The 19,785-nt window shown below is 55.8% G+C and carries 26 protein-coding genes; 9 read left to right on the top strand and 17 right to left on the bottom strand.

The window, feature by feature from the left end:
- Window positions 1–26: 26 nt before the first annotated feature.
- From aroA to P0120_19710, 14 genes are all read right to left on the bottom strand, one after another.
- Entirely contained in the window at window positions 27–1,349 is a 1,323-nt protein-coding gene (gene aroA, locus P0120_19645; protein ID MDF0676524.1) for a 3-phosphoshikimate 1-carboxyvinyltransferase, read from the bottom strand.
- The gene (locus P0120_19650; protein ID MDF0676525.1) at window positions 1,346–2,239 is read right to left on the bottom strand and encodes a prephenate dehydrogenase/arogenate dehydrogenase family protein; all 894 of its coding nucleotides are present in this window, start codon (window positions 2,237–2,239) and stop codon (window positions 1,346–1,348) included. Before P0120_19650 ends, aroA begins: the two co-directional genes overlap by 4 nt.
- 7 nt (window positions 2,240–2,246) lie before the next feature.
- Window positions 2,247–3,260, bottom strand: coding sequence for a 3-deoxy-7-phosphoheptulonate synthase (gene aroF / locus P0120_19655; GenBank protein MDF0676526.1), 1,014 nt, complete (start codon window positions 3,258–3,260; stop codon window positions 2,247–2,249).
- Window positions 3,257–4,363 carry a histidinol-phosphate transaminase gene (gene hisC / locus P0120_19660; GenBank protein ID MDF0676527.1) on the bottom strand — a complete coding sequence of 369 codons (1,107 nt, stop codon included), beginning with the start codon at window positions 4,361–4,363 and terminating at the stop codon, window positions 3,257–3,259. The genes aroF and hisC overlap by 4 nt, the downstream gene beginning before the upstream one ends.
- Before the next feature lie 2 nt (window positions 4,364–4,365).
- Entirely contained in the window at window positions 4,366–5,442 is a 1,077-nt protein-coding gene (gene pheA / locus P0120_19665) for a prephenate dehydratase (protein MDF0676528.1), read from the bottom strand.
- A gap of 161 nt (window positions 5,443–5,603) precedes the next feature.
- Entirely contained in the window at window positions 5,604–6,608 is a 1,005-nt protein-coding gene (ruvB, locus tag P0120_19670; protein MDF0676529.1) for a Holliday junction branch migration DNA helicase RuvB, read from the bottom strand.
- A 16-nt stretch (window positions 6,609–6,624) separates the two neighbouring features.
- Window positions 6,625–7,113: a hypothetical protein gene (locus P0120_19675; protein ID MDF0676530.1), complete on the bottom strand. Its 489-nt coding sequence runs from the start codon at window positions 7,111–7,113 to the stop codon at window positions 6,625–6,627.
- A gap of 4 nt (window positions 7,114–7,117) precedes the next feature.
- Complete coding sequence (gene ruvA / locus P0120_19680; GenBank protein MDF0676531.1) at window positions 7,118–7,726, bottom strand: Holliday junction branch migration protein RuvA; 609 nt, start codon at window positions 7,724–7,726, stop codon at window positions 7,118–7,120.
- A gap of 44 nt (window positions 7,727–7,770) precedes the next feature.
- Window positions 7,771–8,529: a YebC/PmpR family DNA-binding transcriptional regulator gene (locus P0120_19685; protein ID MDF0676532.1), complete on the bottom strand. Its 759-nt coding sequence runs from the start codon at window positions 8,527–8,529 to the stop codon at window positions 7,771–7,773.
- Window positions 8,530–8,666: 137 nt separating this feature from the next.
- A complete protein-coding gene (locus P0120_19690) occupies window positions 8,667–9,422 on the bottom strand; it encodes a hypothetical protein (GenBank protein MDF0676533.1) in 756 nt (251 codons plus the stop codon).
- A 94-nt stretch (window positions 9,423–9,516) separates the two neighbouring features.
- A complete protein-coding gene (locus tag P0120_19695) occupies window positions 9,517–10,266 on the bottom strand; it encodes a PCP reductase family protein (GenBank protein ID MDF0676534.1) in 750 nt (249 codons plus the stop codon).
- A 30-nt stretch (window positions 10,267–10,296) separates the two neighbouring features.
- The gene (locus tag P0120_19700; protein MDF0676535.1) at window positions 10,297–11,217 is read right to left on the bottom strand and encodes an Mrp/NBP35 family ATP-binding protein; all 921 of its coding nucleotides are present in this window, start codon (window positions 11,215–11,217) and stop codon (window positions 10,297–10,299) included.
- A gap of 101 nt (window positions 11,218–11,318) precedes the next feature.
- A complete protein-coding gene (locus P0120_19705; protein MDF0676536.1) occupies window positions 11,319–11,516 on the bottom strand; it encodes a hypothetical protein in 198 nt (65 codons plus the stop codon).
- Between the two features lie 240 nt (window positions 11,517–11,756).
- The gene (locus P0120_19710; protein ID MDF0676537.1) at window positions 11,757–12,014 is read right to left on the bottom strand and encodes a hypothetical protein; all 258 of its coding nucleotides are present in this window, start codon (window positions 12,012–12,014) and stop codon (window positions 11,757–11,759) included.
- A gap of 209 nt (window positions 12,015–12,223) precedes the next feature.
- Between P0120_19710 and P0120_19715 the strand changes: the two genes are divergently transcribed.
- The 5 genes from P0120_19715 to P0120_19735 are packed head-to-tail and all read left to right on the top strand — an operon-like array spanning window position 12,224 to window position 13,488.
- Window positions 12,224–12,448, top strand: a complete 225-nt coding sequence (locus tag P0120_19715) for a DUF433 domain-containing protein (GenBank protein MDF0676538.1) — start codon at window positions 12,224–12,226, stop codon at window positions 12,446–12,448.
- The gene (locus P0120_19720) at window positions 12,445–12,789 is read left to right on the top strand and encodes a DUF5615 family PIN-like protein (protein ID MDF0676539.1); all 345 of its coding nucleotides are present in this window, start codon (window positions 12,445–12,447) and stop codon (window positions 12,787–12,789) included. The genes P0120_19715 and P0120_19720 overlap by 4 nt, the downstream gene beginning before the upstream one ends.
- Window positions 12,790–12,825: 36 nt before the next feature.
- Window positions 12,826–12,948: a hypothetical protein gene (locus P0120_19725; GenBank protein MDF0676540.1), complete on the top strand. Its 123-nt coding sequence runs from the start codon at window positions 12,826–12,828 to the stop codon at window positions 12,946–12,948.
- A 22-nt stretch (window positions 12,949–12,970) separates the two neighbouring features.
- Entirely contained in the window at window positions 12,971–13,141 is a 171-nt protein-coding gene (locus P0120_19730; protein MDF0676541.1) for a helix-turn-helix domain-containing protein, read from the top strand.
- On the top strand, window positions 13,138–13,488 hold the full coding sequence (locus tag P0120_19735) for a tetratricopeptide repeat protein (GenBank protein MDF0676542.1): 351 nt from the start codon (window positions 13,138–13,140) through the stop codon (window positions 13,486–13,488). Before P0120_19730 ends, P0120_19735 begins: the two co-directional genes overlap by 4 nt.
- Before the next feature lie 8 nt (window positions 13,489–13,496).
- Here the strand turns inward: P0120_19735 and P0120_19740 are convergent, their stop codons facing one another.
- The gene (locus P0120_19740) at window positions 13,497–13,709 is read right to left on the bottom strand and encodes a hypothetical protein (protein ID MDF0676543.1); all 213 of its coding nucleotides are present in this window, start codon (window positions 13,707–13,709) and stop codon (window positions 13,497–13,499) included.
- A gap of 81 nt (window positions 13,710–13,790) precedes the next feature.
- On the opposite strand from P0120_19740, the gene P0120_19745 reads away from it, so the two are divergent.
- From P0120_19745 to P0120_19760, 4 genes are all read left to right on the top strand, one after another.
- Window positions 13,791–14,012: a DUF433 domain-containing protein gene (locus P0120_19745; protein MDF0676544.1), complete on the top strand. Its 222-nt coding sequence runs from the start codon at window positions 13,791–13,793 to the stop codon at window positions 14,010–14,012.
- Window positions 14,013–14,556: 544 nt separating this feature from the next.
- Window positions 14,557–14,730: a hypothetical protein gene (locus P0120_19750; protein ID MDF0676545.1), complete on the top strand. Its 174-nt coding sequence runs from the start codon at window positions 14,557–14,559 to the stop codon at window positions 14,728–14,730.
- A gap of 141 nt (window positions 14,731–14,871) precedes the next feature.
- Entirely contained in the window at window positions 14,872–15,603 is a 732-nt protein-coding gene (locus P0120_19755; protein ID MDF0676546.1) for an intradiol ring-cleavage dioxygenase, read from the top strand.
- Window positions 15,604–15,789: 186 nt separating this feature from the next.
- A complete protein-coding gene (locus P0120_19760) occupies window positions 15,790–16,224 on the top strand; it encodes a hypothetical protein (GenBank protein ID MDF0676547.1) in 435 nt (144 codons plus the stop codon).
- Window positions 16,225–16,317: 93 nt separating this feature from the next.
- Here the strand turns inward: P0120_19760 and P0120_19765 are convergent, their stop codons facing one another.
- Together P0120_19765 and P0120_19770 are read right to left on the bottom strand one after the other, a co-directional pair.
- On the bottom strand, window positions 16,318–17,496 hold the full coding sequence (locus P0120_19765; GenBank protein ID MDF0676548.1) for an outer membrane beta-barrel protein: 1,179 nt from the start codon (window positions 17,494–17,496) through the stop codon (window positions 16,318–16,320).
- Between the two features lie 446 nt (window positions 17,497–17,942).
- Complete coding sequence (locus tag P0120_19770; protein MDF0676549.1) at window positions 17,943–19,784, bottom strand: GTP-binding protein; 1,842 nt, start codon at window positions 19,782–19,784, stop codon at window positions 17,943–17,945.
- Window position 19,785: the final 1 nt, after the last annotated feature.

Genomic DNA, 19,785 nt, shown 5'->3' on the forward strand with positions numbered 1-19,785 from the left:
GAACCGTACGATCCGTCGCACGGTTCTCACGCAAGTGGCGTCAACAAATCGACGAGTGCCTTCTCAAAGTTTGGAAATGACGTCTCCACGCAGCTCGTGTCGGCAATCGTCATGCTTTGTTCCGCCGTAAGGCCACCGATGGCGAGAGACATGGCCACACGATGGTCTCCATGGCTCTGGGCCTTGTCCGCAGCTCTCAACTTGCCGTTCTCTCCCCCTCGGCCTAATCCGCGGATGATCATCCCGTCCGGCCGTTCCTCGACGAGGGTTCCCATGGCCTTCAATTCGTGGCTCATGGTCGCAATCCGATCGCTCTCTTTGACCCGGAGTTCCGCTGCTCCGGAAATCACGGTGTCCCCCTCCGCCACGGCGGCAGCCACGCACAATACGGGAAATTCATCGATCGTTTTCGGAATGAGGTCGTGACCGATCGTCACGCCCTTCAGTGCGGATGACTTCACACGAAGATCCCCGACCGGTTCGCCGGCCGCTTCTCGCAGGCCCAGAACCTGAATGTCGGCTCCCATCTTCCTCATGACCTCGATCAAGCCGGTCCTCGTCGGATTCATCCCGACATTGTAAATAGTGATGTCGGATCCCTGCACGATCGTTGCTCCGACGATGAAGAATGCGGCTGCGGAGAAATCGCCTGGAATGGTCACATGAACGCCTCCCCAGCCGCTCGAAGGTCGCCCTTGTAAGACCAGGGTGCCTGCTTCTTTTGCGAGAGGTATCCCAAAGAACTGGAACATCCGCTCGGTATGGTCTCGTGACAGACTTGGTTCCTTATACCGAGTCTTCCCTTGAGCAAAGAGGCCGGCGAGTAGGAGGGACGACTTAATCTGCGCGCTGGCCACGGTCGAGGTGTACTCGATACCGTGAAGGCCGGCTCCTGTAATCGCCAGGGGAGCCAGCTCTCCGCCTTTACGCCCTCCAATAACCGCGCCCATCTCGCGCAGTGGCTTGACGACCCGCCCCATAGGACGCCGTCTGATCGATTCGTCGCCCGTGAGAACTGAGAAAAAATCTTGTCCGGCCAAGAGGCCTGTCAGCAGACGCATCCCGGTTCCGGAGTTGCCGCAGTCGATCGGAGCGTTTGGTTCGGACAACCCCCAAAACCCCTTCCCGCAGACGGTTAATTCGGTTGGAGTCTGCGTGATGGGAATACCCAGTCCCTGAAAGGCCCTCATCGTGTTCAGACAGTCCTCTCCCTGGCAGTAGCCTGCTATCGTGCTCGTTCCTTCTGCCAGTGCGGTGAGGATGATCGCCCGATGGGTAAGAGACTTGTCGCCAGAAACTGTGGTCATTCCCCTGAGTGGCCGGCCCGGGGTGATCGTCAATGATGTCATGAGTTGCTCGGAGAGGAACTGTTCAATTTTTCACGCTCGTCTTTGGCGCGTTCAAGCGACTTCTCAATTGCGGCTGCATCCCCACCCTTAATCAGTTGCTTCAATTCTTCCAGGGCCTGTGCATACCTGTCGATATAAGTCACCACATTATCCCGATTCCACAAGAAAATGTCTCGCCACATTTCCGGAGAACTCGCGGCGATCCTGGTGGTATCCCGTAATCCTCCTCCAGAATGGCCGACAAGATCCAAGGAAGGCACCTGCTGATCACGGAGCTCGGCTAAGGCATTCATCAGTGCAAAGGCGACCACGTGAGGCAGATGACTGACTGCACCCAGGATTTGGTCATGCAGATACGGATCCATTGTTAAGACAATCGAACCGGCCTCTTCCCACAGTTGCCTGACTCGCTCCAGTGCCGTGGGATCCGTTCGGTTTGTCGGGGTCAGAATGCAGCGTGCGCCCTTGAATAGCTGATCCGACCCGGCCGCGACTCCTGTTTTTTCCTTTCCTGCGATCGGATGCGCCCCCACAAAGTGTACGCTTGCCGGTAAAGCCGATTCCGACCGCTCGACCAAGGTTCCTTTCACACTACCCACGTCGCTGACGACCGCGCCGGGAGCCAGACAATGGGCCCATTCATGGAGGTGCCGTTCATAGGTATCGACAGGTGTCGCAAGGACCACCAAATCCGCCCCACGCACACCTTCTTGAGGATCGGCCACATATCGATCGATCGCCCCCAACGCGACCGCTGTCTTGAGATTCTCGATACGCCGGCCGACGCCGACAACCAGGTCTGCCAAGGCTTTTCGCCGAAGGATCATGCCGAGCGACCCGCCGATCAACCCCACTCCAATGATGGCAACCTGTTTGAAATGAACGGCCATACCGGCTTTACAGCTCTCTGCCTACGGCCTTCGCGATATTTCTGAGATCAGTCATCAAGGCTTTGAACTTCGAGGGCTTGATGGACTCTTCACCGTCACACAGTGCGCATTCTGGGTTCGAATGAACTTCGATGAGCAGGCCGTCGGCCCCGGCTGCCACTGCAGCCTTTGACATCGGAGCGACAAGATCCCACTTCCCGGTGGCATGACTGGGATCAACGATAACCGGCAGATGCGAGAGCTCTTTCAACGTGGGAATGGCCGCGAGATCCAGTGTATTCCGATATTGAGTTTCGAACGTGCGAATGCCCCGCTCGCACAGCATGACGTTCTGGTTGCCGCGTGACATGATGTACTCGGCCGACAGAAGAAACTCTTTGATCGTCGCCGACAGGCCCCGTTTCAGGAGTACCGGCTTGTCGTACGCGCCGACCTCCTTGAGGAGTTCGAAGTTCTGCATGTTCCGAGCGCCGATCTGAATGATGTCCGCCTTTTCGAGAAAGAGTTCGATGTCCCTCGTGTCCAAGATCTCACTGACAACCGGCAACCCGGTTTGTTTTCTTGCTTCGACTAAGTAATCCAACCCCTCACGGCCCAACCCTTGAAAGGAATAAGGCGACGTTCTGGGCTTATAGGCCCCTCCACGAAGAATCGTGGCCCCGGAAGCCTTCACTTCATGTGCAATCCCCACCGTAAGCTCAAGTCGCTCGACCGCGCAGGGTCCCGCCATGATGGCCAGTTTTTTGGCCCCGATCTTAACACCGCTGACGTCGATGATGGTGGCTTCCTTTTTAAACTCACGACTGACCAGTTTCCAGGGCGCAAGGATCGGCAGGACACTTTCCACGCCGGGAAGCGCCGTCAAGGGCTGATTGTGCAGGATGCGGTCGTCTCCGATGACGCCGATAATGGTACGCTCTTGCCCGGTGGATATCTGCGATTTCAAGCCTAGATCTCTCAATCGGTCGATAATATGGTCAACTTCGCTTTCCGACGCTTCCGGCTTCAACACGATAATCATAATTTCCTCGCTGGTTCTTCACTTTCTCCATGCAAGACTTTCTCAAGGGCTTGGAGAAAGGCGGCATTTTCGTCGGGCTGACCGATGGTGACACGAAGCATGGTTCCATCGATATGGCGCACAATAATGCCCTCTCGCAGCAATGCTTCGAACACCAGTCGCCCATTCTGCTTTGCATCAAAATAAAGAAAATTTGTCTCGCTCGGGACCGAAGTGATGCCCAGCGCACCCAACCCCCGTTCCAGCTGTTCCATCCCAGCCACGTTAATCGTCCGGCTCTTGGCCACATGTTCGTCATCTTCCAACGCAGCCAGCGCGGCTCTCTGGGCGAGACTGTTGGCATTGAATGGAGGGCGAACTCTATTAAGAAGGTCGATGATCTCCAACGTGCTGATACCATACCCGACGCGCAATCCCGCTAACCCATAGATTTTGGAGAATGTTCTTAACACGATCGCGTTCCGCCCCTGTTTCACGTAGGCCATCGCATCGGGAAATCGAGGATTGCGGACATACTCAAAGTACGCTTCGTCAAACACGACGATGACATCTTCCGGCACTTTTGCCATGAGCCGATCGACCGCTTCCGCGGATACCATGGTCCCTGTCGGATTATTTGGATTGCAGAGAAAGAGCAATCTGGTTCGAGGTGCCACGACACGTAGCATTGACTCGAGGTCGTGCGTCCAGTTGACCAGTGGTACGACCACCGGCTTGCCGTGGACGGCAGTAACCTCCATTTTATAGATGACAAACGTGTGATCGGCCATGATGGCTTCATCACCCGGAGTCAAGAACGTCCTAGCCAACAAGCCAAGGATCTCATCGGACCCGTTACCTAGAATGACTTGCTCTCTTGCCACCTTCCAACGATCGGCAATCGCTTGTCGAAGTCGATAGGCACCCCCGTCCGGATATCGATGCAGCATATCCTGCGCCCCGCTCAACGCTGCCAATGCTTTCGGTGAAGGCCCGAGTGGATTTTCGTTGGAGGCAAGCTTGATGACCCGGGTGAGGCCAAGCTCTCGCTGTAATTCATCGATCGGTTTACCCGGGACGTACGGACTGAGCGATCGGATATCTGGATGAACCTGTAGCGCCATGGTCAGCTATGGATTGGGTAGGAACCCAAAATCTTCATGAAGAGACAGCGTCCCTTTACTTCTTCCACCGCTCTATTGACGCGTTCCTCATTGATATGGCCTTCGACATCCACGAAAAAAATATACTCCCAAGCCTTTCGCTGGGAGGGACGAGATTCGATCTTGGTCATGTTGATTCCGTGAGAAGCAAATGGGCGGAGGAGGTCATACAGGGCACCGACTTTATCCTTGACCGAGAACATTAACGACGTTTTATCTTTCCCCGTTCGCTCCGACGGCTTCTGCGACAGAATCAGGAAGCGAGTAAAGTTGTTGAGGTTATCTTCGATGCGGGCCTTAATGACTTTGAGCCCGTACAGTTGGCCGGCTAATTCCGACGCAATGGCAGTCGAGGCTGGTTCATCGATACACAGTTCGGCTGCCCGAGCGGTACTGGCGACTTCAACCGCCGGCACATGCGGAAGATTGGCCTCCAACCAGTTCCGGCATTGCGCAAGGGCATGGGGATGAGAATAGATTTTCTTCACATCCTCGATGAGTCCGGATTTTGAGAGGAGGTGATGTGAGACCTCCTGAAGGACCTCCCCATAGATCGTCAAATTGGAATCGATAAACATGTCGAGAGTGTGATTCACCACACCCTCCGTGGTGTTTTCAATCGGCACCACGCCGAAATTGGCTCGACCTCGCTCAACTTCGCTGAACACCTCTTTAATACTATGAACGGCCATATATTGGACCGACGAACCGAACTTCTGCATGCAAGCCATGTGGGTAAAGGTCGCCCGCGGTCCCAGATACGCCACCTTCTGCGGCGCCTCCAGCGACAAGGAAGCCGACATGATTTCACGATACACCGATCGGATGGCGTCGCTGGGGAAAGGGCCCGTGTTGAGCTTCGTTAATCGTTCGGTAATTTCCGCTTCTCGGCCCGCAGTATGGAAGTTGGCTGCTGGATCCTTTTCTTTCTTAAGTTTGCCGATTTCGATGACACTCTTCGATCGCTCATTGAGAAGCCGAACGATTTCGTCATCGATCCTGTCGATTTCTTTGCGATGTTCAAACATATCTCTTGGCATGGTGAGCCTGACCTCTGACACCAGATCCGGAAGGACTACCTCATCCCTGTGACCGGAGGGGGATCACATCGGCAAGTGAAGAATTCTACAGGAACGGTGGAATCTATTGCAAGGATAGCGCTTGGATATCAGGAGTTTCGAAGCATTCGAACATACAGGGCTCACATCAGCAAGGGAGAAGGCCGTTTAAAGTGATCGTACGCCAAACGAGTCACTTGCCGGCCACGACCGGTACGATCAAGGAAACCGGCTTGGATTAGGTAGGGCTCATACACATCCTCGATTGTGCCCTTGTCTTCCTGGACTGCGGCAGCCAAGGACTCCACACCGACGGGTCCCCCATTGAACTTCTCGATGATGGTGATCAGAATTTTGCGGTCCATCTCGTCAAAGCCTGCCTCATCGATCCCAACCCAAGCTAATCCTTCCTTAGCCACCCGTTCGGTGATATACCCATCAGCCTTGATTTGGGCATAGTCCCTGATCCTCTTAATCAGCCGATTCACTATCCGCGGTGTTCCGCGCGCTCGACGCGAGATTTCCTCGGCACCCGCCCGATCAATCCCAATACCTAAGACCCTGGCCGAGCGCGTCACAATCGCTTCCAGCTCGGACGCCCCATAGAACTCCAGCCGATAAACTAAGCCGAATCGGTCCCGCAGCGGGGACGTCAGAGAGCCGGCCCTGGTCGTCGCCCCCACAAGCGTGAAAGGCGGCAAATCAAGCTTGACTGTTCTCGCGGCAGGCCCCTGTCCAATCACCAGGTCCAGCTGAAAATCCTCCATGGCTGGATACAGCGCTTCCTCAACGGACGCGGGCAGGCGGTGAATCTCATCGATAAAGAGCACATCATGTTCCTGAAGGTTGGTCAGAATCGCCGCCACATCGCCAGCATGGGCTAAGACCAACCCTGACGTCGACCGCAATGCCGCGCCCATCTCCCTGGCGATAATGTGGGCAATCGTCGTCTTTCCGAGACCGGGCGGTCCGTAGAAGATGGCATGGTCGAGTGCCTCTTCCCGCTGCTTAGCCGCTTCGATACAAATTCGAAGCGATTCCTTCATTTTGTCTTGGCCGACGTATTCATCGAGCGTCTGAGGTCGAAGAGCATTCTCCTGACCCCGCTCTTCGTCCGTAGCACGATTGGTTACGAACCGTTCAGTCATGGTGCGATGCCTACGTCTACCTGCTCTCCTGCATCTGTTGATACTTTGGAGGGGACGGCAGAGCTCCCTGCCCAGGCTGGGCCGTGCTGCCGCAATCAGGAGGACATCTTTTGTATCCCTGGGTCGAGTCGGGAAAATTCTGCTCCATTTTTTTCAACTGGCATTGTGTCAGCCGGCCACCGTCTTTGCTGCCGCATCGAGCAGGAAGCGAGGAACTGCCGATTTCAGCATAGCCGTCGGGACAGGATCCACACACACCAAGCATGTTTGCCCCCAGCGGCACGCATTGCACGAGAGTCGGGTCGTCGTCTTTACAGATTTCTGAGGACTGGGTGACGCCGGTCGTGGCATACCCTTCAGGGCAGGCTCCGCAGGTCATTCTGATGCTTTTCGGCTCCGTGGCCTCTTGCGCGATACTCCGAAATGGGAACGCGACCACGAGAACGGCCCCGATCGAAATGCCGTGCACGAGCATCTTGCCGATGTTCCTCACGTCGAGCGGCATAGGCTTACCCCCTTGCTAGCTCCTTGAGCCCTTTGCGGATGAGATCTTTCAACGCCAACGATCCTGTCGCCGCCTTTGTCACCCGCTTCAAGGCTTCCTTGACATCCTGGGAACGATAACCCAAGTTTACCAGAGCGGAGAGTGCATCCTCGTACAGGCCATCCAACTCGGGTGCGTCAGGAGCAGCGACTTGGGGACGAACACCCTGGATTTTGTCCACCTTATCTTTCAGTTCAAGCGCAATACGCCCCGCCGATTTCTTCCCGATCCCCGGAACGGTGGCAAGCTTTTCGACATCCTCAGACTGGATCGCATGAACAAGATCCGTGACCGACAGGCTCGAAAGCACGCTGAGGGCCAGCTTTGGACCAATGCCCGACACGCTCGTCAACAACAAAAACGACTCCTTCTCGCTGTGCGAGAGAAAGCCGAACAGCTGAATTGCATCTTCCCTGAGATGCGTATGAATATTCAGTGCGGTGATTTCGTCAAGGTTCGGAAGGGCGTAATAGGTGCTGAGTGGAATATGAACCTCGTACCCGACCCCTTGCACATCGAGCGTGAGGTGGGTAGGAGCCTTGAACGCCAACCGCCCCGTGAGAAAGGCGATCATCTCGTCTCGTTATCCGAGGGCAAGAACCATGGTGATGAGCTGAATTATCCCGTCGCAGTCGCAGCGACTTTCTCCATAACCTCATCTGGAATATCGAAGTTTGCGTGGACCTTCTGGACGTCATCATGTTCGTCCAAAACTTCCATCAATTTCAACATTTGCTCGGCAGACTTCTCTTCCAACCTGATGGTATTCTGAGGTAGATACGTAATTTCCGCAAGCGTCGTTTCGATCTTGGCGTCCGCCAGCGCCTTTTTCACGGCTTCAAACTCATGAGGGCCGGTGATGACCTCGATGGATTTCTCACTCGTCTTGACATCCTCGGCTCCGGCATCCAACGCCAATGAAAGAAGCGTATCCTCATCAACCTTCCCCTTCTCAATCGCAACGAGCCCCTTCTTATGGAACTGCCAGGCGACGGCGCCCGCTTCCGACATATTGCCGTGATTTTTCGTCAGGAGACTGCGAATCTCCGCAACTGTCCGATTCCGGTTGTCGCTGGTGATTTCCAGCAGGAGTGCCGTCCCGCCAGGCCCATATCCCTCTAAAGAAAATTCCTCATAGGTCACACCAGGTAGTTCACCGGTCCCACGCTGGACGGCTTTCTTCATGGTGTCGCCAGGCATATTGGCTTCCTTGGCCTTGGCAATCGCCAGACGCAGCCGGGGATTCCCGTCGGGGTCACCACCGGACCGAGCCGCAATGGTAAGCTCCCGGATGATTCGCGTGAAGATCTTTCCACGCTTCGCGTCCTGGGCTCCCTTGTGCCGTTTGATCGTGGCCCAGTGACTATGTCCACCCATAGCGATCCTCCCCTACCCCGACCCGAATTCTGTGAGCTGGTTAGAGATGTCTGGTGCAGCTGCAATGATTGTAGAGGTGTAGACGTAGCACAGGCTTCGGAAAGGTGTCAATTATGTCGGAAGCCGATCCGATCCATCTACTCGAAATACAAGAGAAGCTGAATGCCGATTGCGATCACAAATCCCCCCCAAGCCATTTCCCACCTCTTCACGTGATGATGCGAGGCACCGGAAGTCCACGAGACCATCGCATTCGATATGGCAGCCCCAAGACCGAGGCTTCCGAGAAGTGCATGGTGCAGCTCGATCGTGTGATTCGCCGGGTGATTCCCATGGGAGTGGGCAAAGAGCATCAGCGCTCCGGTCAGGCCAAAGAACAGCATTGGAGCCGCCCAGGCCGGGTGGCGAGCCCAACCGATTCGGCGGAGCGTCTCACTCACCGCAGCAATAGAGGCAAACACTCCGTAGAATTTATGCTGGAGAATTTCTGGGTCTTGTCCGGAAAACGTCTGAACAAAACTCAGCGGTCCGATCGGCCAGGCCTGATGGTCACTCCAGACCATCAGGTAGGCTCCGATGACCCCGAGCGCACTTGGCAGAATGAGACGAGTCCAGAATGGCAACGAGTACCGCAGCGCATGCCCTAACTCAGCCAGACCAAACAGCAGGACGAATAGCCCGGCAAAGTGATGATTGAACTCAGAATAGGCGACGCCTCGCGCAGACCCTTCCCATCCTCCATCGGCATGTTCGCCGTGCGGATTGTTCGTTGTACCAGGGGCGATGGAGACTGTATGATGCTCCGGCGATGATTGAGCGCGCACATCTGCCCCCCAGGGAGACTGCACGACCATGAGCACCAGAACAAACAGGAAACAAGTCCACTGCTTCATGCGAGAACTGCCGAACGAATGCACACAAACAATCTGAAGGCCCATCCGGGAGGCCGGATGGGCCTTCGCGACACCTGATTCATGCAGCTCTCGACTACATGAACTTCATGAACTTGTCCTTCGCCTCGTCCATCACTTGAGCGGTGATGGTCGACACCCCACGTTCCTTTGCCAACCGCTCGATTTCTTTTCGCGCCATGGGACGGATGAAGTCTGGGATATTGTCGAGCCGTTGTTCAGCCTCCCGTGACCAGGTCATACCGTTCGGCGAATCGTTCTTCGAATCATCCATGACTTGCAATGTGATGGTTTTGAATCCATTCTTGCGCGCATAAGCTTCCACACTGCTCTGGACCATCGGTTTCACGAAGGCGGGAAGCCGGTCAAGCTTCTCCTTGGCATCGACAGTCCAGGTGAACTCGGAGGACCCTGCGTTCGTGCCGTTCCCCGGCTTGCCGCCGGCCGTCAGTCCCATCTCGGCTACCATCGCCGAGAACGGACAGCCGCTCGTTTTTTCTCCGGCTTTGGCTGGAGATGCCGATGCGGCGACAGGTTCCCCGGCCTGAATCTTCTCGTTGAGGTAGGCCCCCATCTGGCCTGCGCCGGCCAATGCTTCATCTTTCAACGTCCCCCGAGTCATTTCGAACGGTTCAGCTGCAACAGTCCGTCCACCCAATTTCACGCCCAACGAACTGACCATCTGCGTTTCTCCTGGATTGGTAATCATGGAGAACTTCGCTCCGCAGGATGGACAGCCAAAAAACACCCCGAGCGATGCTTCGCCGGGCTTCTCCACTTTCTCAAAGTTCATGTAGGTTTCGCAGTTGAGGCAAACAAATTTCATAGTGACTCCTCTCTCACAGCCGCACCACCGTCACAGTTTCTCTGCCAACACCTTCTTGTAGTCCAGCAACGTCCTGATGCGACCGGCAATTTCCTGGTACCGTTGAATCGTGGGATAGGTCTCGTCGAGCAAAGGGGCTCCCTTATCGAACGTGCGGGCGAGTGTGCGATCAAATGGAATCCGCCCGAGGAGCGGGAGATCGAGCACCTCGCACATGGCTTCGGTATTGCCCTCGAACAGCTGGTTCAATTCGCCGCAAGACGGACATCGATACTCACTCATGTTTTCGACGATCCCCAGCACTTTGACGCCCATATCGCGCGCATAGGTCACGGACTTCTGCACGACATCGGAGGCGACCTCTGAGGGTGTCGTCACCACAATTGCGCCGGCCAAGTCGGGAATGAACCCCGCGATGACCGGAGGCTTGTCTGCTGCAGCACCCGGAGGCAAATCAGCGAGCAAAAAGTCCAGTTCACCCCAGACGGCATCGGCCAGAAATTCTCGGATCACGTTCATTTCCATAAGCCCGAGCCAGACAGGGCTGACATCCATCGGCCCTTTCCACCGGACGGGGGAGGCCTCGTCCAAGAAGAAATCCATTGAAGCAACCTTGACTCCGAGAGGTCCCACAGGAGGAATGGCTCCTTCTGACGTCATGGTCAATGATTGGCCATGAAGCCCCAGCATGCGCGGCACACAGGGACCGTTCAGGTCCACATCGAGCAAGCCCACTGTGGCGCCTTGACGGGCGAAGGCCAGTGCGAGATTCACGGTGGTCATGCTTTTCCCGACACCGCCCTTCCCGCTCATGACCACAAGCTTGTGCTTGATACCGGCCATCCGTGCACGGACCTGCTCAGTCTGCTCGGTCATCTGTTGAATGACCTTTGCATCGTCCGAATACTTCAATTTCCCAAGGATGGCTTTCAGATCCTTTTCAGACGCCATATTCCGACCGCTTAAGATTGTCTAAAATTGCAATCAAGCTACGCTATCACAAGGATTTTCAATGAGTCAAACCGGCGGAAGGTAAGGTAAGGAGGCGGCGGTCAGCGACCAGCGGACTTGCGCCATCGGCCGATTCTTTCTTTCAGCTCGTTGTGGGTGAGGACCCGTCCCTCGGCGACATCCTTCAGGCCTCGCTCCACCTGTTGTTTGAAGAACAACTCTTCCATGATTGTGCCGGTGCTCACATCATCCGGTAGGTTTTTGATCAGTTCCAACGCTTCAGCTTTGGCCTTGGCCATGTGATTCCTCCCTCATCGCCAGTATTGATCAGGCTATGCCCAGCCGTACAAAAAAGCAAGCTTACGAGGCGTGAGACATGGCAAGCGAGAGAGACCGTGGTCATACAGGGCGAGCAAACAAGATCGCAAATAGGAGTCAATAGTCATGTAAGACCCCGTCGAGGCACTCGAGAGCGGCGGAGCCTATGGTCGTCAATATGTAAAAGCCTGACCCCCATACTAAAGCCTGACCCCATACTTTTACACACTAATAGCTACGGATATGGCACCGATACTATCGACCAAGGGAACCGCATGGAGTTCAGAATCCCTGGCGATAAGGTCTTCGATGTCCTGAAGCTCGTTCCCTGCGGTCGGCGACCAGCGGACTTTCGCCATCGCCCAACTTCTTACTTTCAGCTCGTTGTGTGTGAAATCCCGACCCTCGGCGACATCCTGAAGGCCTCTCTCCACCTGTTGCTTGAAGAACAACTCTTCCATGATTGTGCCGATGCTCACGTCATCCGCTAGGATTTTGATCAGTTCCAACGCTTCGGCATTGGCGCACGCCTGGGCTTTTATATGCGAGATATCCGAGTCGCTCAGCCTTGTGCTTCTCGCTCTGGTTGATAATCGTTTGGGGTTTCAGTAGACTCGCTCCTCAGAATTACTGGATCAGGTGATTCATCACCGTATCCAGACGGTTTACCTGCACATGAACATCAATCATGGCTGACCTCGTCGAACGCATCACAGTCAACCTGGAGCAATGTGGTGGGAGGCCCTGTATTCGTGGGATGCGGATTCGAGTTGTCGATGTGCTGGATTTGCTGGCCGCGGGTCTCTCTCAGCAGCAAGTTCTTGAAGAATTACCTGACCTTGTAGCGGAAGATATATCCGCTTGCCTGAAGTTCGCCAGCAGCCGACTCAATCATCCCATTCTCACAGCGTGAAGCTCTGGGTTGATGCTCAGCTCTCTCCCGTGATCGCTCAGTGGCTTAGTTCGACCTATGGCGTGGAAGCGGTGCCAGTGAGAGACCTGCGCTTACGTGATGCACGGGATCGAGACATCTTCCTCTCCGCCCGGGAGACGAAGGCGATTATCTTAACCAAGGACAGCGACATGGCCGACCTCGTCACTCAACTTGGATCACCGCCTCAGGTCTTGTGGATTACGTGTGGTAACACGTCCAATGCCAAACTGATGACCATCCTTACAAAGGCATGGGCGGTTGCTGAGAAGCTCCTCAAGGCGGGAGAGAAGATCGTCGAAATCAGTGACAGAATGGACTAAAGAAAAGACGGCCGCTGGAGCTACTTGAGGCATTTCATGGGTAACAAATTGACCGGTAGGGCTCTCGCCAAATTCGAAGCCAAACGCAATGTGTGGCAAGAAGTCCTGGACAGCGGACGGGAGATCAAAGCCGGCGGGGGGCAAAAAGACGAAAGTTGATGCCAACTCGTATGTCGTTCGTGTGCGGCTAAAGAGCGGACTATCACAGGCGGAGTTTGCCGCTGCGTTGGGTGTTTCGAAGCGCACCCTAGAGCAACGGGAGCAAGGCCGTCGCAAATCATCCGGGGCCGCGAAGCAGCTCTTGAATCTTGCCGAACGCGATCCCGAGGTCCTCGTTGAGGTAGCGACGTGAGCGACGTCGCCTATCTTCGCGCTCTTCTTCCTACACTCATCATCATTGGTGTGCTGTTCTTCGGAGGCTGTTCCAATCATAACGCGATGCTTGCGAAGGAGATTAGTGTTCCACAAGACAAGGTTCAAGCTGCGGCTTTGTTGAGGAAAGGCTGTGACGGGGGACAGCCGAATGACTGCTTCAAACTCGGCGCCATGTTTGATATTGGGAAGGGGGTCCCCCAAGACATAGTCCAAGCCGCGGCGCTCTACCGAAAAGCTTGTGACGGCGGGGTAGCGGAAAGCTGCTTCAACCTCGGTGTATCGTATGAGAATGGTTATGGTGTCATAAGCGGGGTCAGATCTTGATTTGTGCATCACCAGTTTCCGTGGATGCACGATGCGACCGATCGTCGAATAGTGCAGGCGTCCGGCGCGCTTGATCTCACGCAGGCTATCGTAGCTGCGTCGAAATCCGTCAGGCCTGCGAGGACGACATCGATGTTCGGCGGCGGCTTTTCTTCGGTCTTGCTCATATGGATGGCGATGATAGGAGTCGGGTGGACGAGAATCAGTGACGAGGTGCCCATCGAACACTTCACCCCACTACGCAACATCCGGTTAGGCCGATTCTCTTGCACCGTCAGGTGACAGTCAGTTACGCTAGGAACATGCCGCTCGATCGGATTCGGATTGATCCACGTGTCTGCGGTGGGAAAGCCACTGTTCGTGGCCTTCGCATATCAGTGGATTTTGTGTTGAAGCTGTTGGGCGATGGGTACACGGCCGCCGATATCGTACGGGAGTATCCAGAACTTGAGATGGAGGATGTGTACCAGGCGGCGAAATATGGCGCCTGGCTCGCCAGTGAGCGCACGTCCGCCGCTTCATGAGGCTGTTGGCTGATCTTCATATCGCCCCTCGAACTGTTGAATTCCTCCGGACGCTGGGTCATGACGTAGTTCGGGTCACCGACCTCCTTCCTGCGGATTCGGCAGACGAGGTGATTGTTGAACGTGCCGCACAAGAACGCAGAACCATTCTCACACAGGACCTCGTTTTTTATCGATCATTGCACTCTCTGGTCGACAAACACCGTCACTGCTTTCCCTCCGCCTGAATTCCTCGAAGGTTGAGATCGTCAACGCAGTACTACAGCGAATGCTTCCTGCTCTTGAGTCTGACCTCGAACAAGGTGTGATTGTCACGATTGAAGACCAGCGCATTCGACTGCGTCGGTTGCCGCTGGACACTCAACTCTGACCCCTGTGCTAAGCCTCTCGGTGAGCCTTATACTTCACGTGGCCATTTGGATGGAATACCGGAAGATCGGCTTCGCCTCGATGGCCTGGGCCAGGACGACCCGGCGCTTCACTTCGTCGAGGATCTGAGGGTAAGATATCAAAGTCTGACCCTTATCTCATTGACCCTTATCCCATGGGACGGTCAATCGTTGGTCACACGGCTCTGGGGAAGGGGCACCATATTCTTGGGCGGCGCCTGCTGGAACGGATCACCATTGCGAACCCCGATGCCGGAGTCAGGGCCTGTATGGATGCCGCCATCGCTGAAGCATGGCGCGCCGCCCGCGAATTGCCGCGCCTCACATGAAGGCACCAGAATTTTTGCGCCAGTTGTTATCGGTCCTTCTCCTGTTTGCCGGCCCTCCGGTCTCTGCACAAACTCTTCGCATAGCATGTCTCAAGGCTACCGACAAAGAACTGAACGCACACATCGAGAAGGAGATTATCCATGACGCATGAAGACGCACCTGTGGGATGTCTCCTTTCCCGCCGCGAGACTGTGGCGCTGTTGGGCGTCACGGGCCTGCTGTGGCTCACGGGAGGCCTGCCCCTCCGGCGAGCGCTTGCGGATACCCGCGGGTTGTCTTGCGTCGTCCGGCCGGAGCAAACCGAAGGGCCGTATTTCGTCGACGAGCGTTTGCATCGGTCCGACATCCGTTCGGATCCAGCTGATGGACTGGTCAGGCCCGGTACTCCATTGGTTCTCACGCTTGTCGTCTCTCGCGTCAATGCCGGAGGCTGTCAGCCTCTCCCGGGGGCTCAAGTCGATATTTGGCACTGCGATGCAATGGGCCTCTACTCCGACGTGCGTGATCCGGGGTTCAATACGATCGGCCGGAAGTTCTTCCGCGGCTACCAGATCACCGACGAGCGCGGCGAGGTCCGATTCGTTACCATATACCCCGGTTGGTATGAAGGCCGGACGGTGCATATCCATTTCAAGATACGGACCGCCCCAGCGGCCCCACGGGCTTTTGAGTTCACGTCGCAAATGTATTTCGACGACGGATTGACGGATCGCGTCCATGCTGACCCGCCGTATGCCGCGAGAGGAATGCGTACCGCGCGAAACCAGCATGATCGCATCTTCCGGCGTGGCGGCGATCAACTCATGCTGGCTCCGGCGGCAGCGGCCGATGGCTACGAGGCGGCGTTTGCCGTCGGCCTCCAGTTCCCGTGAACAGCCGCGCTGGCGGCTGAACGGCTCACGTCGCTTCAGGCGCTTGGATTGCTTGTTCCGACACAAAACTCTACGAGAGGCCTTGACGAGAGAGGCGGGTTGATTGGTACATTCTGTCCGACCGACAGGGTGGATTTACATGAAGGCCTGACCTCCATTTATTGCTTCATGGAAACGGGAAGTTTCATGATCTTCCGTGCTCCGGCTCGGTGGTATTGCGCCGTGCTTCTTGCTTGCCAGCTTGTGGGATGTGCGACGACCGACCGGCCGACCTCGGCGCAGCCGCCACAAGTGCAGATAGTCGAAGGGCTGACTCTGAAGTTGTGGAGCGAACCCTCTCCGGCACGTGTGGGCACGAATCAGATTTTTTTGGAAGTCAATGCACCGACAAGGAAAGCCACGGTCAAGAGCGATGTCCTGCTCACCTATCAATCGGCAGAAGGGACGAAGGCCACCGTCCGAATGCGGCCTGTCCCGGGGAAGTTCGATATCTTCAGTGCCATGGTCGAATTCGATTCCGCCGGCAAGAGAACCTTCATGGCCACGGTGCAGAGTGCAACCCAACGGCCTGCGATTGCACATTTTCAGTTGCCGGTGATCGCATCGGACGAGGCTCCATAAGCACGCATTATTCTGGAGCGCTCCTACTATAGTGAATCGGCCGATTCGACCGGTCAGGGACCAAGAGTCCGATTGAGGTGGAAATAATGCGGGCTACTTATCGAATGAACAGATCAGTGACAGAATCACGAGCTGTTGGCCGCGTGCGAGTCCGATGACCCCAGGGGCGACTTCCCCTCCCTTGAAGAAGCCCCCATTCGGTCCCGTCGATTCGTCATAACGGTATTCCAAACGCAGGAGCGCGCTGGTCCATTCCCGCACAAACTCGTATTCCAACGTCGTCGTGATCGCCTTGAGCAGTTGTTCCGACCCGGTGATCCGGCCGTCGGGATCCCAATAGACTTCAGGCCGGAGCGCCACACTCCAAGGTCCTTGCACGTTCCACCGAGCGTTAAAGGCCGCACCCGTCCAAAATGTTCGAGGGTGCCCGACTTGCTCGGCGGCATTCTCGGTGCCGATGTCATAGCTGATCGCCAGGACGACAGGTTTTCGTTGCCATTCCAGGATGCTGTCGGAGAAGAACCGCCAGAACTCGAGCGCAGTGTTGGCTTGATCGGGACCATAATACAGGTTTTGGGTGAACGTGAGATCGGGGCGCAATTTCCAGGCGACCTGGGTCCCATAGCTGAATTGATCATTGATATGGGAGAGGTAGTTATACCCATTGATCGCATAGAAGCCGACGTTCACGGTGTCACTCACGGGGTACCGAACCCGGAGTCCAAACATAAAATAGGGAGCGTTGTCCGCTATGTAGGGTCGCGTATAATTCAGGTTGTATTTCGCATAGATGGATTCGTACCCAATGTAGCTGTTGAATAATCCCGCTGTGACCACCAGACCTTTTCCCATGGGGATCAGATACGACACATTGGCCCGAGAGAAGTGCCGCAGGGTATCCGCGCCGGAGATCGGTTTGTCTCGTTCAGGGACCGGTTGAGGGACCAGCCCATCCGTGTCATATCCGGCTTGGACCGCGAACTCCATGCCCCATGGGGACGACAGAGAGATGTTCTTCTTGACGTAGGCCAAGGCCATATTGGGAGCAAACTCATTAACCCGCGCTGTGGTGGTCTTGCTGCGCCATTGGTGATTTTCGGGAAAATTGAAGTCCACGGCATAGCCGAGATCGAGGAAGCCCCCAAAGTGCCAGCCGGAACTGACAGGTCCGGTATCCTGACTCTGAGCCAGGAGTGGGATGCAAAGAAGAGCGCAGAAAAACAGCCAGATCCACGCTGCTTTCTGTAACCACGTCACAATGAAAAGTACCATCGAGATGGTTCCCGGTCAGAGCGGCCGTCAGGATTCGTCAACGATGAACCACTGGAGATCGACCATTGGGGGAGGTATCGACCAAGACTCGCCGGTTGAGCGTAGTTGACTACGGTATCAACGATCCGAACCAAGGAGAAGGCTGGGAGAAGGAATTTCGTGGTCGGTCGCAACGATAATCCCCCGACTAACAGTGGGAGGACTTAGCTTCGCGAGGAATTACCACAGTTTCATTATGTCCCACAAGTTACGATTCCTATTCATGAACTCTGACCAAGCATCTTCGGTTTCGAAGACCTTGCGACGTTCACTCGGACCTACCGGACAATGCATTTGCAAGGGTCACCTATGAAAACGACCGTCGAGCGTGAGCAGGCCAGTTCGCGATGCGCTCTCCCAAACGTCTCAGTGGCTGAGGCGCAGATGACGTTGGTCTGATTGTGAGGTTAGATCGAATACTGGAAGATCGGCTTGGCCCCGATGGCCTGAGCCAGAACGCCTCGGCGTTTTAACTCGTCCAGGATGCGAGCAGTCGCTGCGTCGAAATCCGTCGGGCCACTGAGGACAACATCGGTATTCGGTGGTGGCTCTTCTTCGGACTTGCTCATGTGGACAGCGATGACCGGTGCGGGATGCACGAGAGTCCTGATCGCCTGAGAAGCCTCTCGATAAGCAAGGCCGAATGGATTCGTCGTGGAGACAACGATCAGACCGGTGTCGGTGAGCAGGCGTGCGACTTCGCCGTAGCGCCGCGCCATTTCAGTCGTCTGCCCTCGTTCTTCTTCGCTCAGATCGGCATCCAGCCCACGGCGAAGGTTTTCCCCGTCCAGCAAGTAGGCATGGCGCCCGTCCGCGACGAGGCGACCTTCAAGCTTTCTAGCCAAGAACGATTTGCTGGTGTGCCGTCCCCCGGTAATCAGGACGACCGCAGCCCGATGGCCATACTGTTGCGCACGATCCTCAACCGTGACTTCGCCCTTCACCCATGCAAAGTCGCGTCGTCTGGCTTCTTCGCGGAGAAACTCCTGGTCGTCATGGACCAGTTCAGTGATGATCCCACCGCCTGCGATGTCGTATTCGTCCACGAGGACGAACCGGCCGGTGGATTCGAACGACGTCGACAGATCGAACGCCACCGGCGCTTTTGTACGCAAGGTCAGTTCGGCCACTTGGTTCTTGCTGATGGTACTGCTGCCCTGTTGCTGAGCGAGGTCCATTGTATCGATGATCCGATGGATCGAGGCCACTTCGCAATCCACTTCTTTTGTCGCCACGCGCAGGAGATATTTGCGCCCTTTTTCTAATGGCCGTTTGCCGAGCCAGAACAGATTGGCACGAAAGGCCGTGGAGACGAGGGGCAGATGTTCCTGATGCGAGGCAACTTCGCCGCGTTCGACAAAGATCTGTTCGTCAAGCGTCACCCCGATCGATTGTCCGGCCTGGCCTTCGGTCGGTTGCGGCTCGATGTTGAAGGCCTCGACCGTCCTGATATTGGCCCGCTTATTGGACGGCGAGAAGACGAGGTGATCTCCCACCTTTAGACGTCCGGCGGTGATGCGGCCGGTGATGATTCGGCGTGCATCGAACTTGTAGACGTCCTGCACTGGCAGTCGAAGGGGCTGCTCCGACCGTGCCGCTTCCTTCTGGAAAGCGCTGAGAGTTTCCAAGACGGTTGGGCCGCTGTACCACGACATCTGCTTGCTGCGGTTGGCGATGTTATCACCGAGCTTGGCACTCACCGGGACAAACTGCGACGGCACGGCTTTGAACTGTCCCAGAAATTCCCGGTATTCCTTCTCGATCCCGTCGAACACGTCCTGCCGGTAACCGACCAAATCCATTTTGTTGACGACCACCGCAAACTGCCGGACGCCTAACAACGACAGAAGGTAGCCGTGTTTCTTCGACTGCTCCCTTACGCCTTCCAAGGCATCGATGAGCAGCAATGCCGCCTCGGCACGCGCTGCACCGGAAATCATGTTCTTCAGGAACTCTTTGTGCCCGGGTGCATCGATGATGATGTATTGCCGGCCCTTCCACATGAAAAAGGTGCGAGCCGTATCGATCGTAATCCCCTGCTCCTGCTCCTCGAGAAAGGCATCGAAGAGGAACGCATATTCAAATTCCTTCCCCTGTTGTTTGCAGATAGCCCGTACCTTGTCCAACTTGCCGTCGGGCAGTGAGCCGGTGTCGGCATAGAGCCGACCCAGCAAGGTGGATTTGCCGTGATCCACATGGCCGACGATGACGATGTTGAGGTTCTCAGATGGCTTGGTCGTCTCACTCATG

It is taken from the genome of Nitrospira sp. (genome assembly GCA_029194675.1).
Taxonomy (GTDB): Bacteria; Nitrospirota; Nitrospiria; order Nitrospirales; family Nitrospiraceae; genus Nitrospira_D.